The 18991-nt window shown below is 71.6% G+C and carries 18 protein-coding genes and 1 tRNA gene; 8 read left to right on the plus strand and 11 right to left on the minus strand.

Annotated elements, in window-relative coordinates:
* Window positions 1-28 precede the first annotated feature (28 nt).
* Window positions 29-622 (minus strand): TetR/AcrR family transcriptional regulator, encoded by a 594-nt coding sequence (locus tag ABZ939_RS05120; RefSeq protein WP_361849476.1) that lies wholly within the window; start codon window positions 620-622, stop codon window positions 29-31.
* Window positions 619-2217, minus strand: coding sequence for a 3-hydroxyacyl-CoA dehydrogenase (locus ABZ939_RS05125; protein WP_361849478.1), 1599 nt, complete (start codon window positions 2215-2217; stop codon window positions 619-621). Before ABZ939_RS05125 ends, ABZ939_RS05120 begins: the two co-directional genes overlap by 4 nt.
* A 124-nt stretch (window positions 2218-2341) precedes the next feature.
* On the opposite strand from ABZ939_RS05125, the gene paaN reads away from it, so the two are divergent.
* Window positions 2342-4039 carry a phenylacetic acid degradation protein PaaN gene (paaN, locus tag ABZ939_RS05130; RefSeq protein WP_361849480.1) on the plus strand — a complete coding sequence of 566 codons (1698 nt, stop codon included), beginning with the start codon at window positions 2342-2344 and terminating at the stop codon, window positions 4037-4039.
* Between the two features lie 19 nt (window positions 4040-4058).
* Here the strand turns inward: paaN and ABZ939_RS05135 are convergent, their stop codons facing one another.
* The 3 genes from ABZ939_RS05135 to ABZ939_RS05145 form a co-directional block, all read right to left on the minus strand.
* Window positions 4059-4721 carry a TrmH family RNA methyltransferase gene (locus ABZ939_RS05135; protein ID WP_361849482.1) on the minus strand — a complete coding sequence of 221 codons (663 nt, stop codon included), beginning with the start codon at window positions 4719-4721 and terminating at the stop codon, window positions 4059-4061.
* Entirely contained in the window at window positions 4718-5953 is a 1236-nt protein-coding gene (locus tag ABZ939_RS05140) for an HTTM domain-containing protein (protein WP_361849970.1), read from the minus strand. The genes ABZ939_RS05135 and ABZ939_RS05140 overlap by 4 nt, the downstream gene beginning before the upstream one ends.
* A 107-nt stretch (window positions 5954-6060) precedes the next feature.
* Window positions 6061-6789, minus strand: a complete 729-nt coding sequence (locus ABZ939_RS05145; protein WP_361849484.1) for a DUF5819 family protein — start codon at window positions 6787-6789, stop codon at window positions 6061-6063.
* A 112-nt stretch (window positions 6790-6901) separates the two neighbouring features.
* On the opposite strand from ABZ939_RS05145, the gene paaA reads away from it, so the two are divergent.
* The 6 genes from paaA to ABZ939_RS05175 all read left to right on the plus strand — a co-directional run bounded on the left by paaA (window position 6902) and on the right by ABZ939_RS05175 (window position 11732).
* Window positions 6902-7933, plus strand: coding sequence for a 1,2-phenylacetyl-CoA epoxidase subunit PaaA (gene paaA / locus ABZ939_RS05150; RefSeq protein ID WP_361849486.1), 1032 nt, complete (start codon window positions 6902-6904; stop codon window positions 7931-7933).
* A complete protein-coding gene (gene paaB, locus ABZ939_RS05155) occupies window positions 7930-8217 on the plus strand; it encodes a 1,2-phenylacetyl-CoA epoxidase subunit PaaB (protein ID WP_260228409.1) in 288 nt (95 codons plus the stop codon). The genes paaA and paaB overlap by 4 nt, the downstream gene beginning before the upstream one ends.
* Window positions 8214-8939, plus strand: a complete 726-nt coding sequence (gene paaC, locus ABZ939_RS05160; RefSeq protein WP_361849488.1) for a 1,2-phenylacetyl-CoA epoxidase subunit PaaC — start codon at window positions 8214-8216, stop codon at window positions 8937-8939. The genes paaB and paaC overlap by 4 nt, the downstream gene beginning before the upstream one ends.
* A complete protein-coding gene (gene paaD / locus ABZ939_RS05165; RefSeq protein WP_361849490.1) occupies window positions 8933-9430 on the plus strand; it encodes a 1,2-phenylacetyl-CoA epoxidase subunit PaaD in 498 nt (165 codons plus the stop codon). Before paaC ends, paaD begins: the two co-directional genes overlap by 7 nt.
* A complete protein-coding gene (locus ABZ939_RS05170; protein ID WP_361849492.1) occupies window positions 9431-10519 on the plus strand; it encodes a 2Fe-2S iron-sulfur cluster-binding protein in 1089 nt (362 codons plus the stop codon).
* Window positions 10520-10598: 79 nt separating this feature from the next.
* Complete coding sequence (locus ABZ939_RS05175; protein WP_361849972.1) at window positions 10599-11732, plus strand: acyl-CoA dehydrogenase family protein; 1134 nt, start codon at window positions 10599-10601, stop codon at window positions 11730-11732.
* A gap of 19 nt (window positions 11733-11751) precedes the next feature.
* On the opposite strand, the gene ABZ939_RS05180 is transcribed toward ABZ939_RS05175, so the two are convergent.
* From ABZ939_RS05180 to ABZ939_RS05205, 6 genes are all read right to left on the minus strand, one after another.
* Window positions 11752-12096, minus strand: a complete 345-nt coding sequence (locus ABZ939_RS05180; protein WP_361849494.1) for a rhodanese-like domain-containing protein — start codon at window positions 12094-12096, stop codon at window positions 11752-11754.
* 42 nt (window positions 12097-12138) lie between these two features.
* Window positions 12139-12969, minus strand: coding sequence for a hypothetical protein (locus ABZ939_RS05185; RefSeq protein WP_361849974.1), 831 nt, complete (start codon window positions 12967-12969; stop codon window positions 12139-12141).
* Between the two features lie 118 nt (window positions 12970-13087).
* The gene (locus ABZ939_RS05190; RefSeq protein WP_361849496.1) at window positions 13088-14536 is read right to left on the minus strand and encodes a DUF2252 domain-containing protein; all 1449 of its coding nucleotides are present in this window, start codon (window positions 14534-14536) and stop codon (window positions 13088-13090) included.
* A 342-nt stretch (window positions 14537-14878) separates the two neighbouring features.
* Window positions 14879-15538 (minus strand): response regulator transcription factor, encoded by a 660-nt coding sequence (locus ABZ939_RS05195; protein WP_361849498.1) that lies wholly within the window; start codon window positions 15536-15538, stop codon window positions 14879-14881.
* A gap of 39 nt (window positions 15539-15577) precedes the next feature.
* Complete coding sequence (locus tag ABZ939_RS05200) at window positions 15578-17254, minus strand: histidine kinase (protein WP_361849976.1); 1677 nt, start codon at window positions 17252-17254, stop codon at window positions 15578-15580.
* Between the two features lie 271 nt (window positions 17255-17525).
* Window positions 17526-17612, minus strand: a tRNA-Leu gene (locus ABZ939_RS05205).
* Window positions 17613-18120: 508 nt separating this feature from the next.
* Between ABZ939_RS05205 and ABZ939_RS05210 the strand changes: the two genes are divergently transcribed.
* Window positions 18121-18987: a DUF3662 and FHA domain-containing protein gene (locus tag ABZ939_RS05210; RefSeq protein WP_361849500.1), complete on the plus strand. Its 867-nt coding sequence runs from the start codon at window positions 18121-18123 to the stop codon at window positions 18985-18987.
* The last annotated feature ends 4 nt before the right edge of the window (window positions 18988-18991 follow it).

The following is an 18991-nucleotide window of genomic DNA, read 5'->3' on the forward strand; positions in this document are numbered from 1 at the left end:
GGGCGCCGGGCAGCCGCCTGCGGCGGCCTCAGCGGGCCGTACGCAGCCCGTCGAACGCGAGGTGCACGACCGTGTCGGCGAGCTGCTCGCGCACCGCGTCGGCCCCCGGGAGCGGCCGGTACCACTCCACCAGCGAGTTGATCATGCCGAAGAGCAGCCGGGTGGCCAGCTTGATGTCCACATCGGCCCGCAGGTCCCCGTCGGCCACGGCCGCCTTCAGCAGCTCGGCCACCTTGTGGTCGAACTCCCGGCGCCGCTCCATCGCCCACCGCTCGGTGTCGGTGTTGCCCCGGACCCGCAGCAGCAGGGTCACGTACGGCAGCTCCGCCATCAGCACCTCGACGGTGCGCCGGGTGACGTACTCGACCCGCTCGATGGCCCGCCCGCGCCCCGCGCCCGGCTCGTCGAGGATCCCGAAGAGCCCGTCGATGGCCCGGCTCACCGCCCGCCGCAGCAGCTCCTCCTTGCCCGCGACGTGGTGGTAGATCGAGGACTTGGAGATCCCGGCGGCCTTGGAGAGGTGCTCCATGGACGTGCCGTCGTAGCCGCGGTCGTTGAAGACCCGTACGGCGACGGAGAGCAGCGTCTCGGGGGTGTACGTGTCGCGCTTCGCGGTGGTCATGCCGTCGCCTCCTCCCCGGTCGCGGCCTGCTCGGCGGCGACCCGGCGGCGCAGCGCCTGCGAGGGTGCGTAGCGGCCCGTCGGGTACTCCTCGTGGAGGTTCGAGAGCGTCTCGAAGACCCAGCCGGCGCCCAGCTCCTCGCCCCAGGCGAGGGGCCCGCGGGGGTAGTTCACGCCGAGCCGCATCGCGGTGTCGATGTCGTCGGCGTCGGCCACCGCGCGCGCGGCGGCGTCGAAGGCGAAGTCGGCGAGCATCGCGACCGTACGGGCGACGATCATGCCGGGGATGTCGCGGATGACGCTGACCTTCTTGCCGGCCGCCTGGAAGAGGCCGATCGCCTCCTGGAGGGACCGGTCGTCCACCGTCGCGGCGGGCGCGAGCACGATCCGCTCGCAGGTGTAGAAGTTCAGCGCCAGGTCGAAGTGGATGACCGGCATCTCGGCGTCGTCGGCCGAGGTCCCGTCGGCGAGGAAGAGCCGGGTGCCGCTCGGCAGCTCGATCCAGCCCGGGTAGCCGGGCACGGCGTCGCCCCCGAAGTCGACCGGGATCGCGGCTTCCTGGATCCGCTCCACCAGGTCGCGCGCCTGGTACAGGTCGCCCTGGACCGTGACCGAGGCCGGCGGCTCGGCGGGCGGCGCGGTGTGCGGCGCGGGGGCCGCCGCGCCCTCCCCGTACGGGAACCAGCCGTGTCCCGACTTGCGGCCGAGCCGCGCCGACTCGACCAGGCGCCGCTGGGCGAGGGACGGGGTGAACTTGGGGTCCTGGTAGAAGGAGTCCCACACGGACCGGGTGACGGCCTCGTTCACGTCCTGGCCGATGAGGTCGGTGAGCTCGAAGGGGCCCATGCGGAAGCCGCCGCACTCGCGCAGGGCGGCGTCGATGGTCGCGGGGTCGGCCGCGCCCTCCTCGTACACCCGCAGGGCCTCCGCGTAGAAGGGCCTGGCTATCCGGTTGACGATGAAGCCGGGGGTGTCGGCGCAGCGCACCGGCGTCTTGCCCCAGCTCTTCGCGGTCTCGTACGCGCGCGTGGCGGCGGAGGCGTCGGTGGCGAAGCCGCTGACGACCTCCACGAGCGGGAGCAGCGGGGCCGGGTTGAAGAAGTGCAGCCCGACGAACCGGCCGGGCAGCCGCAGCCCTCCCGCGATCGCGGTGACGGAGAGGGAGGAGGTGTTGGTGGCGAGGAGGGTGTCGTCGCCGACGATCTTCTCCAGCTCGGCGAAGAGCTGCTGCTTGACCGGGAGGAGCTCGACGATCGCCTCGACGACGAGCGCGGCGTCGGCCAGGTCGGCCAGGTCGGCCGCGGCGTGCAGCCGGGCCACGGCGCCGTCGCGCTCGGCCCGGTCCATCCGCCCCTTCTCGACGAGGCGGCCCAGGCGGGCGGCGAGGGCGGTCACGGCCTCCTCGGCCCGGCCGGGGGCGCTGTCGTAGAGCCGTACGGGATGGCCCGCGACCAGGGCGACCTGCGCGATTCCCTGGCCCATGGTCCCCGTGCCGACGACGGCGACGGTCCGGCTCCGGTCGATGGCGTCGGTGCCGTTCTCCGGCGCGGAATCCGACCCTGCGGCCGGCACGGAGTCGCTCACATTGGCGGTCATACGACTGATCCTCCCCGATGGGTTGTCCACAGCTTCGACAGACCCCCTTGTCCCGACCGATCGTTCGGTTACTCTAACTCTGTCAGTCACTCTCTGCCCAGCTCGACGAGGAGTTGGTCCTGCAATGGCCACCGCTCAGCTGACCACCGACGCCCTGGCCGAGAAGCACCGGTCCACACTCGACCAGGCTCTCGACACCATCCGCACCCGTGCCTACTGGTCGCCCCACCCCGAGCACCCGAAGGCCTACGGCGAGAACGGCTCGCTGGACGCCGCCGCCGGTCTCGACGCGTACAAGGCACTGCTCGACAACCGCTTCGAGCTGGACCAGCCCGGCACGGACGGCTGGACCGGTGGCGAGATCTCGCCGTACGGCCCCGCGCTCGGCGTGGAGTACCCGCACGCCGACATCGACGTCCTGCTGCCCGCGATGCGCGCCGGCATGGGCGCCTGGCGCGAGGCCGGCCCCGAGGTCCGCGCCCTGGTCTGTCTGGAGATCCTCGCCCGGATCTCCGCCCGCACCCACGAGTTCGCGCACGCGGTGATGCACACCAGCGGCCAGGCCTTCATGATGGCGTTCCAGGCCGGCGGCCCGCACGCGCAGGACCGCGGCCTCGAAGCGGTGGCGTACGCGTACGCGGAGCAGACCCGCACCCCCGGCGGCTCCGCCCCGTGGTCCAAGCCGCAGGGCAAGCGCGACCCGCTGGAGCTGACCAAGCAGTTCACCCCGGTCGCCCGCGGCATCGCCCTGATGATCGGCTGCAACACCTTCCCGACCTGGAACGGCTACCCCGGTCTGTTCGCCTCCCTGGCCACCGGCAACGCCGTCCTGGTCAAGCCGCACCCGCGGGCCGTCCTTCCGCTGGCGCTCACGGTCCGCGTCGCCCGCGAGGTCCTCGCCGAGTCCGGCTTCGACCCGAACCTGGTCGCGCTGGCCGTCGAGCGGCCCGGTGAGGGCATCGCCAAGACCCTGGCTGTCCGTCCCGAGATCCGGATCATCGACTACACCGGTTCGACCGCCTTCGGCGACTGGCTGGAGGCCAACGCCCGCCAGGCGCAGGTCTACACGGAGAAGGCGGGCGTCAACACGGTCGTCGTCGACTCCACGGACGACTACAAGGGGATGCTCTCCAACCTGGCCTTCTCCCTGTCCCTCTACAGCGGCCAGATGTGCACGACCCCGCAGAACCTGCTGATCCCCCGCGACGGCATCACCACCGACGCGGGCACCAAGTCGTACGACGAGGTGGTCGCCGATCTCGCGGCGGCGGTGGGCGGGCTGCTGGGTGACGACGCCCGCGCGAACGCCCTGCTCGGCGCGCTGGTCAACCCGGACGTGAAGGCGCGTCTGGAGGCCGCGGCCGGCCTGGGCGAGGTGGCGCTCCCCTCCCGCGAGGTGGCGAACCCCGACTTCCCGGACGCCGTCGTCCGTACGCCGGTCATCGTCAAGCTGGACGGTTCCAAGCCCGACGCGGACGCCGCGTACTTCTCCGAGTGCTTCGGCCCGGTGTCCTTCGCCGTCTCGGTCGACTCGACCGCCGACGCCCTGGAGCTGCTGCGGCGCACGGTCCGTGAGAAGGGCGCGATGACGGTCGGGGCGTACACCACCTCGGCCGACACCGAGCGCGCCGTCGAGGAGGTCTGCCTGGAGGAGTCGGCCCAGCTCTCGCTGAACCTGACGGGCGGGGTCTACGTCAACCAGACGGCGGCGTTCTCCGACTTCCACGGCTCCGGCGGCAACCCGGCCGCGAACGCGGCGCTGTGCGACGGCGCGTTCGTCGCCAACCGCTTCCGCGTGGTGGAGGTCCGCCGCCAGGCCTGAGCCACGGTCCGCGGAGGCCCTACGGGGCCTCCGCGATCTCCGCGTAGCGCTGCACCCACGCGTGCATCGCGATCGCGGCCGCGGCTCCCGCGTTGATCGACCGGGTCGAACCGAACTGGGCGATCGAGCACACCCTCTCGGCGTGCGTCCGGGCCTCCTCGGTGAGGCCCGGCCCCTCCTGGCCGAAGAGCAGCACACACCGCCGGGGCAGCACGGTCCGCTCGAGCGGCACCGCGCCCGGCAGATTGTCGATCCCGATGATGGGCAGGTCCTCGGCCGCGGCCCACGCGGTCAGGGACTCGGTGTCCGGGTGGTGGCGCACATGCTGGTAGCGGTCGGTGACCATCGCCCCGCGCCGGTTCCACCGCCGCCGGCCCACGATGTGGATCTCCTTCGCCAGGAAGGCGTTGGCCGTCCGCACCACCGACCCGATGTTGAAGTCGTGGCCCCAGTTCTCCACCGCGACATGGAAGTCATGGCGGCGGGTGTCCAGGTCGGCGACGATCGCCTCCCGCGTCCAGTACCGGTACCGGTCGACGACATTGCGCCGGTCCCCGCCGGCCAACAGCTCGGAGTCGTAGCGCTCTCCGTCCGGCCAGGGCAGCGGATGCGGCCCGACACCGACCTCGGGGGCGTACCCCTCGTCGTACTGGATCGGCTCGGACTGTTCAGCGGTGCTCACCCCACGAGGGTACGGGGAGCGGGTTCCTCACCCGCACGGCGCTGGTCGGGCACATCGGCACGCACCCGGGACAGCAGCCGGTCCCTGCCGCGCCCCGCCCGCGCACCCAGCCAGAGCAGGAACGCCGTCGGCAGGAACACCGCGTCCGCGGAGATCATCGCGAGCGAGAACAGGGGCAGTCCGAGGAGCACCGCGATCCCGGCGTGCTCCAGGATCATCGCCACCAGCAGGACGTTCTTGACCTTGCGGTTGAACAGGGCGAAGGGGAACGCGACCTGGATCAGCACGGTGCCGTACGTCAGCACCATCACCATCACGCCGTTGGAGCCGAGGAGATCGGACAGGGCGGGCCACGGCGCGAAGTAGTCCAGCTGGAGCGGGTAGTACAGCGCGGTGCCGTCCTGCCAGCGCGAACCCTGGATCTTGTACCAGCCGGCCGTGGCGTAGATCAGACAGACCTCGGCCATGATCACGACGAGTGTGGCGTTGTGGGCGAGGTTGGCGAGGACGTCGAGGAGCGTGCGCGGCTCGCCCGGGGCGTAGCGGCACACCACCCACCACAGCGCGTGCGCCAGCCACAGCACCCACATCAGCACCAGCAGCCACACCGAGCCGCTGACGCCGAGGAAGTACGTGGCGGCGAGCAGGCCGCCGCCGCCCACGGCCCACAGCAGCGGTCCGACGACGTCACGGCGGGGCGGCAGGCCGTCGGACGCCCGCCTGGCCTCCCTGGCGGTCCGGCGGGCGTCCAGGGACCAGACCTGGCCGCAGCGGGTCAGGACGAGGTAGATCGCGGCGAGGTGGATGACGTTGTCGCCGCCGTCGCCCACGAAGACGGAGCGATTCTGCAGGGACAGCACCCCGACCATGAAGAACACCGACATGGCACGGGTGCGCCAGCCCACCAGCAGCAGGGCGGCGGAGACCACGGCGAGCGCGTAGACGATCTCGAACCACAGATGCCCGTCCGACCACATCAGCGCCGTGAAGGCGCTGTTGTCGGCGATCAGCTGCCGGCCCATCTCCCACGACCAGGGGCTGTCGGGGCCGTACAGCTCGTGCCGGTGGGGCAGCTCGCGGAGCAGGAAGAGCAGCCAGGTGAGGGAGAAGCCGATCCGGATGATGGCGCTCTGGTACGGGCCGAGGGCGGATGCCGTGACCCGCTGCACGGCCCGCGCGAGCCTCCGGTCGAAGGGCTCGCGGGGACGGCCGGGGCCGGGACCCGCGGGGATGCCGGGGGCGGCGAGGTCGCGCGGGGCGGCCTGGCCGGGGGCCGGATCAGCGGGCAGCTGATTCACGGGTGGCTGGTTCGCGGGCGGCTGGTTCGCGGATGGCTGGTTCACCGGCGCGCCTCCGTACGGTCGTCCTGAGCCCCGCCCGGCATGTCGGCGGCGGTCACCTTCCACCACGGGTACTCCCGGTGGACGGGCTCCGTGTCGGTCTTCTCGGTGCTCCACGAGGGTGCCGGGACGGCGCGGACCTCGGAGCGGAGCTGGATCCGCTCCACCGTGCCGCCGAGGCGCCGCTCGTCGAGGCGGAGCATGACGATCCGGCGGACGTAGCTCTCGGAGAGCCGCCCGCGCAGGCCGTCGGGCCGATGATCCTCGGTGTGGGAGTTCAGATAGAAGTCCCACGCCCGGCGGAGTTCGTTCTGTTCCGTATGGCTGGGAAGGAGGCTGCCGCGGATGGCCTCGGCGTCCTGCGCCGTCAGATCGATCCAGTCGGTGGTGCGCCGGCCGCCGTCGCCGCCGGCGACCTGCGCGCGGACCTGGACGGCGACGTTCTGCTGCAGCGGGTTGGGCGCGAAGAGCTTCCAGTTCTGCTCGAACTCGGGATAGATCCAGTCGTCGACGGCCGCTCCATGCTGCTTGGTCAGCGTGTTCGACGGCGCGACGTGCAGAAACACCATCGCCAGGTGGACGCAGGCGAAGACCCCGACGACGGCGAGCGCGACGGCCGCGACCACCTGGTACGGGAGCGAGAGCGAGGCGATCCCGGCGCCTGCGGGGGCCTCCGGTCCAGTGGCCGGGCGACCCTCACGCGCGCCCGCGTCGTCGTACGCGTCCATCCCGCCCCGATCCCGATCGGTCCACCGCAGTTATCCACAGGGTTGACACCATACGGGCCGTCGACCGACCATTGAAGTCATTCAACCGAACGATCGGTCGGTAGGGGGTCCGATGACCACAGGGACGTCAGCGACAGCGGTGACCGCGGGCGCACAGGACGCACAGTCCACGCCGGACGCGGCCACGGCGGCGACCCAGGCCGCCTACGAGGCGGTGTTCGACGCCGCCGTCGCCGCCGACGAGCGCATCGAGCCACGCGACTGGATGCCCGACGCCTATCGGGCGTCCCTCGTCCGCCAGATCGCGCAACATGCCCACTCCGAGATCATCGGCATGCAGCCCGAGGCCAACTGGATCACCCGCGCGCCCTCACTGCGCCGCAAGGCGATCCTCATGGCCAAGGTCCAGGACGAGGCCGGCCACGGCCTGTACCTGTACAGCGCCGCGGAGACCCTCGGCACCGGCCGCGACGAGCTCCTCGACAAGCTCCACTCCGGCCGCCAGAAGTACTCCTCGATCTTCAACTACCCCACGCTGACCTGGGCCGACGTCGGCGCGATCGGCTGGCTCGTGGACGGCGCCGCCATCACGAACCAGGTGCCGCTCTGCCGCTGCTCCTACGGCCCGTACGCCCGCGCGATGGTCCGCATCTGCAAGGAGGAGTCCTTCCACCAGCGCCAGGGCTACGAAGCCCTGCTCGCCCTCTCCCGCGGCACCGAGGCCCAGCACGCCATGGCCCAGGACGCGGTGGACCGCTGGTGGTGGCCCTCCCTGATGATGTTCGGCCCCCCGGACGACGAGTCGGCGCACTCCGCCCAGTCCATGGCCTGGAAGATCAAGCGGCACTCCAACGACGAGCTGCGCCAGCGCTTCGTCGACATCGCCGTCCCCCAGGCCGAAGCCCTCGGACTCACCCTCCCCGACCCGGACCTGCGGTGGAACGAGGAGCGCGGGCACTACGACTTCGGGCCCATCGACTGGACCGAGTTCTGGGACGTCCTCAAGGGCAACGGCCCCTGCAACGAGCAGCGGCTCAGCCGACGGCGCCAGGCCCACGAGGACGGCGCCTGGGTCAGGGAAGCCGCCGCGGCATACGCCGACAAGCACGCACAGCAGCAGAAGCACGGGGAGGCACAGGCATGACCACCGACGGATGGCCCCTGTGGGAGGTGTTCGTGCGCTCGCGCCGCGGACTGTCCCACACCCACGCGGGCAGCCTCCACGCGCCGGACGCCGAGATGGCCCTGCGCAACGCCCGCGACCTGTACACCCGTCGCAACGAAGGCGTCTCGATCTGGGTGGTCCCCTCCGCCGCGATCACCGCCTCCTCGCCCGACGAGAAGGACCCCTTCTTCGAGCCCTCGGCGGACAAGCCCTACCGCCACCCGACCTTCTACGAGATCCCCGAGGGAGTGAAGCACCTGTGACCGCGCAGACCACCGCGACCGCGGCCGCCGCCCTCGCCCTCGGAGACGACGCCCTCGTCCTCTCCCACCGACTGGGGGAGTGGGCCGGCAACGCCCCCGTCCTGGAGGAGGAGGTCGCCCTCGCCAACATCGCGCTCGACCTGCTCGGACAGGCACGCGTCCTGCTCTCCCTCGTCGGCGACGAGGACGAACTCGCCTACCTCCGCGAGGAACGGGCCTTCCGCAACACCCAGCTCGTCGAGCAGCCCAACGGCGACTTCGCCCACACCATCGCCCGCCAGCTCTACTTCTCCACCTACCAGCACCTCCTCTACGGGCAGCTGGCCACCGCAGACGGACCGCTGACCGGACTCGCCGCGAAGGCCGTCAAGGAAGTCGCCTACCACCAGGACCACGCCGAGCACTGGACCCTGCGCCTCGGCGACGGCACCCCCGAGAGCCACGACCGGATGCAGCGGGCCTGCGACGCGCTCTGGCGCTACACCGGCGAGCTGTTCCAGCCCGTCGACGGCCTCGACGTGGACCACGAAGCCCTGCAGAGCGCCTGGCTCGAATCCGTCACCGCCGTCCTCGAAAAGGCCACGCTCACCGTTCCGAGCGGGCCGCGCACCGGCGCCTGGGCCGCCGGAGCCGGCCGACAGGGCCTGCACACCGAACCCTTCGGACGCATGCTCGCCGAGATGCAGCACCTGCACCGCAGCCACCCGGGGGCGACATGGTGACCATGACGGACCTGGAGCGGGAACTGAGCCGGATCGCCGGCGCCGTCCCCGACCCGGAGCTGCCCGTCCTCACCCTCGAAGAGCTCGGCGTCCTGCGCGGCGTCCAGGTCCTCGCCCCGGGCCGCGTCGAGGTCGAACTGACCCCCACGTACACCGGCTGCCCGGCCATCGAGGCGATGGCCGGCGACATCGAGCGCGCCCTGCACGAGCACGGCGTGCCCGAGGTCACCGTCGTCACCGTCCTCGCACCCGCTTGGTCGACGGACGACATCAGCGACGAAGGGCGGCGCAAGCTCGCCGAGTTCGGCATCGCCCCGCCCCGCCCCCAAGGCCCCGCCGGTGGACCCGTCCCCCTCACCCTGGCGATCCGCTGCCCGAACTGCGGCTCCACCGACACCGAACTGCTCAGCCGGTTCTCCTCCACCGCATGCAAGGCGCTGCGCCGCTGCACGGCCTGCCGCGAACCGTTCGACCACTTCAAGGAGTTGTAGATGCTGTCCTCAAACGCCGGACGGGCCGGGTTCCACCCGCTCCGGGTGAGCGAGGTCGAGCAGCTCACGGACGACTCGGTGGCCGTCACCTTCGCCGTCCCGCCCGAGCTGCGCGAGGCCTACCGCCACACCCCGGGCCAGCACCTCGCCCTGCGCCGCACCGCACAGAGCGGCGACGAGATCCGCCGCACCTACTCGATCTGCGCCGCGGCCGCCCCCGCGGGCCAGGACCCCGTCCTGCGCGTCGGCATCCGGCTGGTCGACGGCGGCGAGTTCTCCACGTACGCCCTCAAGGAACTGGCCGTCGGCGACACCGTCGACGTCATGGAACCGATGGGCCGCTTCACCCTCACCCCCCGCCCCGGACACTTCGCCGCCGTCGTCGGCGGCAGCGGCATCACACCGGTCCTGTCGATGGCGGCGACCCTCCTCGCCCAGGAACCCGACGCCCGGTTCTGCCTCGTACGGAGCGACCGCACCGCGTCCTCCACGATGTTCCTCGACGACGTCGCCGACCTCAAGGACCGCTACCCCGACCGCTTCCAGCTCATCACCGTGCTCTCCCGCGAGGAGCAGCAGGCGGGCCTCCCGTCCGGACGCCTCGACCAGGAACGGCTCGCCGGCCTGCTCCCCGCGCTCCTGCCGGTCGCCGACATCGACGGCTGGTTCCTGTGCGGCCCCTTCGGCCTCGTGCAGAGCGCCGAACGCGCCCTGCGCGGACTCGGCGTCGAACGCACCCGGATCCACCAAGAGATCTTCCACGTCGACGACGGCTCCGCGCCCGCCCCGGCACCCCGCGCCGGCGCCCCCGTCCACGCCACCCTGACCGCGACCCTGCACGGCCGCTCCGGCAACTGGCCCGTCCAGGAAGGCGAGACGCTCCTCGACACCGTCCTCCGCGCCCGCGCCGACGCCCCCTACGCCTGCAAGGGCGGCGTGTGCGGCACCTGCCGCGCCTTCCTGGTCGACGGCGAGGTACGGATGAACCGGAACTTCGCCCTGGAACCGGAAGAGACCGAGGCCGGATACGTCCTGGCCTGCCAGTCCCACCCGGCCACCCCGGAAGTGGAGCTCGACTTCGACCGCTGACAGCCCCGCGGCCATTCCCTTCCCCTAGAACCTGTTCTATCTTGACGATCCGTCAGATCGGCAACGGGAGGGCATGGCCGTGGACTTCACCTTCACCGAGGAACAGCAGGCGGCCGTCGAGGCAGCCAAAGCGGTCTTCTCCGGCGTCACACCCGACGGCGTACCGAGCCCCGCGCTCACCCCCCACGCCGTCGCCGACGACTTCGACCGACCCCTCTGGTCCCGCCTCGCCACGGCCGACCTGCTCAGCCTCGTCCTCGCCCCCGAACACGGCGGCGCCGGCCTCGACACCATCGCCCTCTGCCTCGTCCTGCGCGAATCCGCCCGCGTCCTCGCCCGCGTACCACTCCTGGAGACCAGCGCGGTCGCCATGACCATCCAGCGCTACGCCACCGACGACACGGCAGCCGACCTCCTCCCCCGCGTCGGCCGCGGCGAACTCGTCCTCACCGCCGCCTCCAACGGGCGCACCGGCCACGACCCCGCCGAACTCGCCGTCACCGCCCACCGCGATGGCACCGACTGGATCCTCGACGGCCTCCAGAGCGCCGTCCCCTGGGCCCACGGCGCCGACCGCATCGCCGTCCCCGCCCACACCACCGACGGACGCACCGTCCTCGCCCTGCTCCCCCGCACCCACCACGGCCTCACCCTGGCCGAGCAGTACTCCACGAGCGGCGAACTCCTCGCCGAACTCCACCTCGACTCCGTACGCCTCGACCACCGCGACGTCATCGACACCGACGGCGCCTGGGAATGGCTGCGCGGCGTCCTCGCCACCGGAACCTGCGCCCTCGCCCTCGGCCTCGGCGAGAACGTCCTCACCATGACAAGCCAGTACACCGGCAAACGGGAACAGTTCGGCCACCCCGTGGCCACCTTCCAGGCCGTCGCCGTCCAGGCCGCCGACCGCTACATCGACCTGCGCGCCATGGAAGTCACCCTCTGGCAGGCCGCCTGGCGCATCAGCACCGGAGCCGGCGGACCACTACCCCCCGCCGCGGACATCGCCGTCGCCAAAATCTGGGCATCGGAAGGCGTCCGCCGCGTCGTACAGACCGCCCAGCACCTCCACGGCGGCTTCGGCGCCGACACCGACTACCCCCTGCACCGCTACCACGCCTGGGCCAAACAGCTCGAACTCGCCCTCGGCCCCGCCGCCGCCCACGAGGAAGCCCTCGGCGACCTGCTGGCCGCCCACCCCCTCGGCTGAGCCCGCGGGCTCAGCCCGACTACAGGACGAAGCCCGGGCTGCCGTCGTTCGCCACGACCGGCCGCCCGGCACCGTCCCAGGCGAGCATCCCGCCGTCGACGTTCACCGCGTCGATGCCCTGCTGCACCAGATACTGCGTGACCTGCGCCGAACGACCACCCACCCGGCACATCACATACGCGCGACGCCCCTCGGCCACCGCCTCGGTCACCTCACCGAAACGCGCCACGAAATCACTCATCGGCACATGCAACGCGTCCACGACATGACCGGCCGCCCACTCGTCGTCCTCCCGGACATCCAGCACCAGGGCATCGGCCGGCACGGAAGCCGCGTCCACCGAGGGCAGCGGGGCGAAATTCATGGGACAGGCCTTCTCTCATCAGAACCGAGGTCTCAGAAAAACCTACTGCACCAGCGTGGCCAGCTCCGCCTCACGCTCGGAGACCTGCGCGAGAAGCTGCTCGGCGATCTCCTCAAGGAGATGATCCGGGTCGTCGGGCGCCATCCGCAGCATCGCGCCGATCGCGCTCTCCTCCAGCTCCCGCGCCACCAGCGTCAGCAGCTCCTTGCGCTGCGACAGCCACTCGAGGCGCGCGTACAGCTCCTCGCTCTCGCTCAGCCGCTCCTCCTCCGGCACGGGACCAGCGGCCCACTCCGCGGACAGCTCACGCAGCAGCGTGACGTCACCCCGCGCGTACGCGGCGTTCACCCGCGTGATGAACGCGTCGCGCCGCTTGCGCTCGTCCTCGTCGCGCGCCAGATCCGGGTGGGCCTGCCGGGCCAGCTCGCGGTACAGCTTGCGGGCCTCCTCGCTGGGCCGGACCCGCTTGGGGGGCTGCACCGGCTGCTCGGTCAGCATCGCGGCGGCCTCGGGGGACAGCCCGTCGGAGTCGATCCAGTCGTGGAAGAGCTCCTCGACGCCGGGCATCGGCATCACGACCGCCCGCGCCTCCTGCGCCCGCCGCAGATCCTCCGGATCCCCGCTCTTGGCCGCCCGCGCCTCGGCGATCTGTGCGTCCAGCTCATCGAGCCGGGCGTACATCGGGCCGAGCTTCTGGTGGTGCAGCCGGGAGAAGTTGTCCACCTCGACCCGGAACGTCTCCACCGCGATCTCGAACTCGATCAGCGCCTGCTCGGCCACCCGCACGGCCTTCTCCAGCCGCGCCTCGGGCCGCTCCGCACCGGCCTCGTCACCCGCGCCCGCGCCCTGGTCCACGTCCTGGTCCACGCCCACGTCCTCGCTCCGGTCCGTCACCCCACCAGCCTACGATCCCCGGGGGCCCTCCCCCCTCCCTCCCCCACCCCGTCCCCCCGTGGCCGGTGGCCGCCCCGTGTCGGGCAGGCCTCGGCCGTCACACTCCGAGCTCGGCCGCTATCCGGCCGTTGTTGACCGCCGCGACCAGGTCGGTGTGGTCCGCCGTGGTGCGGTCGGCGTAGGCGACGGCGAAGGCCGCGATCGCCTCGTCGAGCTCCTCGTTCTTGCCGCAGTAGCCGGCTATCAGGCGCGGGTCGGCGCTGTGGGCGTGCGCGCGTGCCAGCAGGGCGCCGGTCATGCGGCCGTAGTCGTCGACCTGGTCCGGTGTGAGGGCGGCCGGGTCGACGCTGCCCTTGCGGTTGCGGAACTGGCGCACCTGGAAGGGGCGCCCCTGCACCGTGGTCCAGCCGAGCAGGATGTCGCTGACGACCTGCATCCGCTTCTGTCCCAGGACCACGCGCCGTCCCTCGTGCCCCGGGTCCGGGACGGTGAAGCCGACGGCCGGAAGGTGGGGGAGCAGGGCCGAGGGCCGTGCCTCCTTCACCTGGAGGACGAGGGGCTCGCCGCGGTGGTCGAGGAGGAGCACGACGTACGAGCGGGTGCCGACGCTGCCGGTTCCGACGACGCGGAAGGCGACGTCGTGGACGGCGTACCGGGCGAGGAGCGGCAGCCGGTCCTCGGACACGGTGGCCAGGTAGTCGCCGAGGGAGGCGGCGACCGCCGCCGCTTCCTGGTCGGGGACGCGGCGCAGGACCGGCGGTGCGTCCACGAAGCGCCTGCCTATGCCCTCGGCGTCGGTGACGGACTCAGTTGATTTGGCGGCGAACCGGGCGCTGGTGTTGTTCCTGGCTTTCTCCGAGACGCGTTCGAGGGTGCCGAGCAGGTCGCGGGCGTCGGTGTGGGAGACGAGTTCTTCGTCGGCGATGGCGTTCCAGGCGTCGAGGGCGGGGAGTCTGGCGAGCAGTCGCATCGTGCGGCGGTAGGCGCCTACGGTGTCGAAGGCGGCGGCGCGACAGGTGTCCTCGCTCGCTCCCGCTTCCCGTCCTGCGAGCACCAGGGAGGTGGCGAGTCGCTTGAGGTCCCATTCCCAGGGGCCGACGACGGTCTCGTCGAAGTCGTTGAGGTCGATGACAAGGCGGCCGCGGGCGTCGCCGTAGAGGCCGAAGTTGGCGGCGTGCGCGTCGCCGCATATCTGGGCGGCGACGCCGGTGACGGGTGAGCCGACGAGGTCGTGGGCCATGAGTCCGGCGGAGCCGCGCAGGAACGCGAAGGGGCTGGCGGCCATTCTGCCGACGCGTATCGGGGCGAGTTCCGGCACGCGGTCACGGCTCGACTCCTCGACGGCGCGGACGGCGTCGGGCCGGTCGGCGGTGAGTGCCAGCGTGCTGTGGGTGGAGCGCGGGACGCGTTCGCGCAGGGATTTTCCCTGTTGCTTGGGGGTGTCCGTCGCCCCTGCGGCTGCCCGCTGTGCGAACCCGGGCACGTGCGGGACCCGTCCGCCGTCCGTGCCTCGCTGTCCCGGTACCACTGCCCCGATGTCACTCATGGGACGTCCTCCCCCGCCTTCGTGTGACGCTGTCCAACATCAACTGGGCATGAAGGTACAGCTGAGCTCGGTGGCCCGTCTTCCCCTGTGGACAACGGCCTGTGGACAAGGGATTTCCGGATGCTCAGCCCCCGACGGCCTCGTCCATCTCCTCGTAGGCCTCGGCCGCCGCCGCGGAGGGCGCTGAGGGTTCGACGGCGGGCCGTCAGCGGGCTTCGGCCGCGCCCGCGAAGGCCATGACGGCGACTCCGGCGAGGAGCCAGAGGGCGAGTACCTGCTCCCCTACAACGCGGCCGGCACCGCCGGTTTCCCCGACGGCCCCCACACCCCCGCGACGGGCCGCTAGAGCCCGGCGTCGCGCGCCAGCAGCGCCGCCTGCACCCGGTTCTCGCACCCCAGCTTGGCCAGGATCCGACTGACGTACGTCTTCACGGTGGCCTCGCTCATGTGCAGGCGTCGCCCCGCGTCCGCGTTGGAGAGCCCCTCCCCGAGCAGCGCGAGCACCTCGCGTTCCTTCTCGCTCAGCGCCGCCACCCGCCCCCTCGCCCGCTCGGCGCGCGCGACTTCCCGCCCCGAGGCCAGCTGCTCCACCACATGCCGGGTGGCGGCCGGCGAGAGATAGGCGTCTCCCGCCGCCGCGGCCCGTACCGCCCGGATCAGCTCGGCCGGCGCCGTGTCCTTGAGCAGGAACCCCGCGCCCCCGTGTTCCAGGGCCCGCAGGACGTTCTCCCGTTCGCCGAAGGTGGTGAGGACGATCACCTTCGTCGCGGGCGCCGCCCGGCGCAGCTCGGGCAGCGCGGAGAGCCCGTCGAGGACCGGCATCTGGATGTCGAGGAGCACGACGTCGGCGGCGTGCGCCCGCGCCTGCTCGACCGCCTCCCGGCCATTCGCGGCCTCGGCCACCACCTCGATGTCCTGGTCCGAGGTGAGGATCATCCGGATCCCGGCTCTGATCAGCGGCTCGTCATCGGCGATCACGACCCTGATGCGCTGCCCTGCCACTGCTACTCCTCAACGGCTACCGATTCGGGCGGGCCAGCGCTAGCGCTTGACCTCGTACGACTTCTTCTCGATCAGCTTGCCGTCCTTGAAGCAGAACCGGAAAACCGGCTCGGTCTCCATGTCGCTGCCGACCTCCGAGGACATGAGGACCAGGCACTTCGAACCCTCGGGCTCCTTGGGCCCCTTGCCGTGCAGCCCGGTGGTGGCGATCGTGTCGCCGGAGGGCAGTTGGTCGCGGACCTCCTGCTCGGCGGAGCCGACCTTGACCCGTTCGTACTCGACGGGGTCGATCATCCCCTCCCGCATCGACCCCATCAGGAAGTAGATGCCGAAGCCCCCCGCAACCAACAGCAGCACCAGCGCCGCGAAGGCGATCCCGCATCCCAGCGCGATCCCGCCGCCCGTGCTCCTGCCCCCGCGCACCGCCATCGCCAGCTCCCGTTCCGTGAACGTCCAGTCGGCCGGTCCGACCGTGACCGGACCAAGGTCGCCCACCAGGGGTCTCGTCGACTGCTGCCGGAAGTCGTCGGCCACATCGACCAAAGGCGCTGCTTCCACCACCCCGTACGGGAGTACGCCTGCCACCCGGAACCCGCCGCCGTCGGCGGGGCCGGCGTGGACCATGCCGCCGACGAGCCGGGCCCGCTCGTACAGCCCGGTCAGCCCCTGCCCGCCGCTCACCACGTCCTGGGGCGGGATCGCGACCGCCTCGTTGGCGATCTCGACGACGAGGGAGTCGGGTTCGTACCGCACCTCGACATCGATCGGCGCACCCGGCGCGTACTTGTAGGCGTTGGTGAGCGCCTCCTGGACGATCCTGTACGCGGCGTGGTCGGCGGCCGGCGGCAGGGGCTGGTACTCCCCGCGCCGCCGGAGCTCCACCCGGTTCCCCGCGGCCCGCGCCGCCTCGACGAGTCCGTCGATACCGGCGGTCCCCCGCGCCGCCCGTCCCGATTCGTCGCCGGCCCGTGCGGGTGTGGTGGGCACCTCGACCGGTGCCTCGACGCCGTCGCGCAGGATGCCGACGACCTCGCGCAGCTCGTGCATCGCGGTCACCGACGCGTTGCGCAGGACCCCGACCGCCTCGCGCTGCCGGTCGGTCAGCTCCCGGTCGACCTCCAGGGCTCCGGTGTGCACGGAGATCAGCGCCAGTTGGTGCCCGAGGCTGTCGTGCATGTCCTGGGCGATGCGCTGGCGCTCGCGCAGCCGGGCCGCCGAGGCCACCATCACGCGTTCTCGTACCAGTTGGGCGTTGCGCTCCTGCAGGGCGTGCAGGAGGGTCCTGCGCTGGGTCCAGTACCGGTTGGCGAGGCCGGGTGCCAGCGTCGTCGCCAGGTAGTACAGCGTCGACATGAACACGACGGTGAGGGACCGCTGCAGGTCCCAGATCTCGAGCACGCTCGTCGTGATGTTCAGTACGTACGCGACGGTGAACGCGATCAGCGCCCGCCCGGCGCCGGCGATGTACCGGCCGGCGGACCAGCCGACGAGTATCAGCAGCACCAGGAAGCCGGGGACGAGGGGGGCGAGGCCGCCGGTGACGATGAGCACGGTCGAGGGCAGTCGGCGGCGCAGCAGCGACAGCACGGCGGCGGCCGGCGCCACCAGGGCGAGCCGCCACCCTTCGCCGCCGAGCAGTTCCTCGGTGCCGGCGGCCAGCAGCGCCATGACGACGGCGAGCACCACCTCGCCGGCGGTCCTGCGCCGCGACCACATGCCGGGCGCCGCGAACCATTTCCATCCGGCGCCGATCCCGGCCCTGATCTTCGAAGTCGCGTCCACGCTCGCACCCTAGGCAGCGCCCGGCCCGGCCCGCGGCTCTCTTTCGTCTCGCCCCACCGCGACGAACGTCTCACGTGTGAGCCGGGCAACACCCCACGGGCCACACGACACACCTCACACGTCGCACGGCGCGGCAACTCCTCACACGACAACCCGCCGTACAACGCGGAAGCCCCGTAGGTCGATGACCTACGGGGCTTCCGTCTGGTGCGCGAGGGGGGAGTTGAACCCCCACGCCCTTGCGGGCACTGGAACCTGAATCCAGCGCGTCTGCCTATTCCGCCACCCGCGCATTGGGTGTGCTCCGGGCTCCCTCACCTTTCGGTGCGAGCGCCTGGCGACATCTGAAGATTAGCACGTCGCAGACCGTGGATTCACATCCGTTGTTTGACCCCCTCCCCGAGCGAACAAGGACAGACGGAGAGCCGGACGGACCGACGTACGGGGAGATGTGCGGCGAGATGTGCGACGAGATGTGGGGCGAGATGTGCGGAGGGATCCGGGCGGAGTCACGAGGAGCGTGTACGAAGACACAGAGAGGGGAGGGACACTCGGCGTGAACGAGAACCAGCCGGGTAACGGGAGGAACGGGACGGACCACCCCCGCCGTCCTGCCCCACTCCTCCTGCTCGCTCCTCGGGTGCGGGACACTGTCCACAGGCCGCCTCTACGATCCATGGGGAAGGTCTGTGAGAGGTGACACTCGTCCACAGGGCAGAGAAGGGGAACCAGCCGATTTCCCGACGCGTGGATACGATCAGTAAGCAGTACCAGGACGACAACGACGGAGGAGGTGCCCCATGGGAGTCCTGAAGCGTTTCGAACAGCGGCTCGAAGGTCTGGTCAACGGCACCTTCGCCAAGGTCTTCAAGTCCGAGGTCCAACCCGTCGAGATCGCGGGTGCTCTCCAGCGCGAGTGCGACAACAACGCAACGATCTGGAACCGCGAGCGGACCGTCGTCCCCAACGACTTCATCGTGGAGCTGAGCGCGCCGGACTACGAGCGCCTCAGCCCGTACTCGGGCCAGCTCGGCGACGAGCTCGCCGGCCTGGTCAGGGACTACGCCAAGCAGCAGCGCTACACCTTCATGGGCCCCATCAAGGTCCACCTGGAGAAGGCCGACGACCTCGACACCGGTCTGTACCGGGTGCGCAGCCGCACTCTCGCGTCGAGTTCGTCACAGCACGCTTCGCCGCATCAGGCTCCGGCCGCCGGCCCCCAGCCGGGCCGCGCACCGGGCGGTTACGGCTACCCTCCGGCCGGTGCTCCGCCGATGCCCGCGGCCCCGCCGCCGGGCGTGGCCGGTGCCGGGCGGCCCGGCCCGGCGCCCGTCGCCGGCCGTCCCACGGCCGGTGGCCCCGGCCCCATGCCTGCCTCCGGCGCCCAGGTGCGCCGGTGGATCGAGATCAACGGCACCCGCCATCAGATCTCACGCCCGACCCTGGTCCTTGGCCGCAGCACCGACGCGGACGTGAGGATCGACGATCCCGGCGTCTCCCGCCGGCACTGCGAGATCCGGACCGGAACGCCCTCGACGATCCAGGATCTCGGATCCACCAACGGCATCGTGGTGGACGGGCAGCACACCACCCGCGCTACGCTCCGCGACGGCTCGCGGATCGTCGTGGGCAGCACCACCATCGTTTACCGGCAAGCCGAAGGGTGAAGCG

The organism is Streptomyces sp. NPDC046712 (assembly GCF_040645695.1).
Lineage (GTDB): Bacteria > Actinomycetota > Actinomycetes > Streptomycetales > Streptomycetaceae > Streptomyces.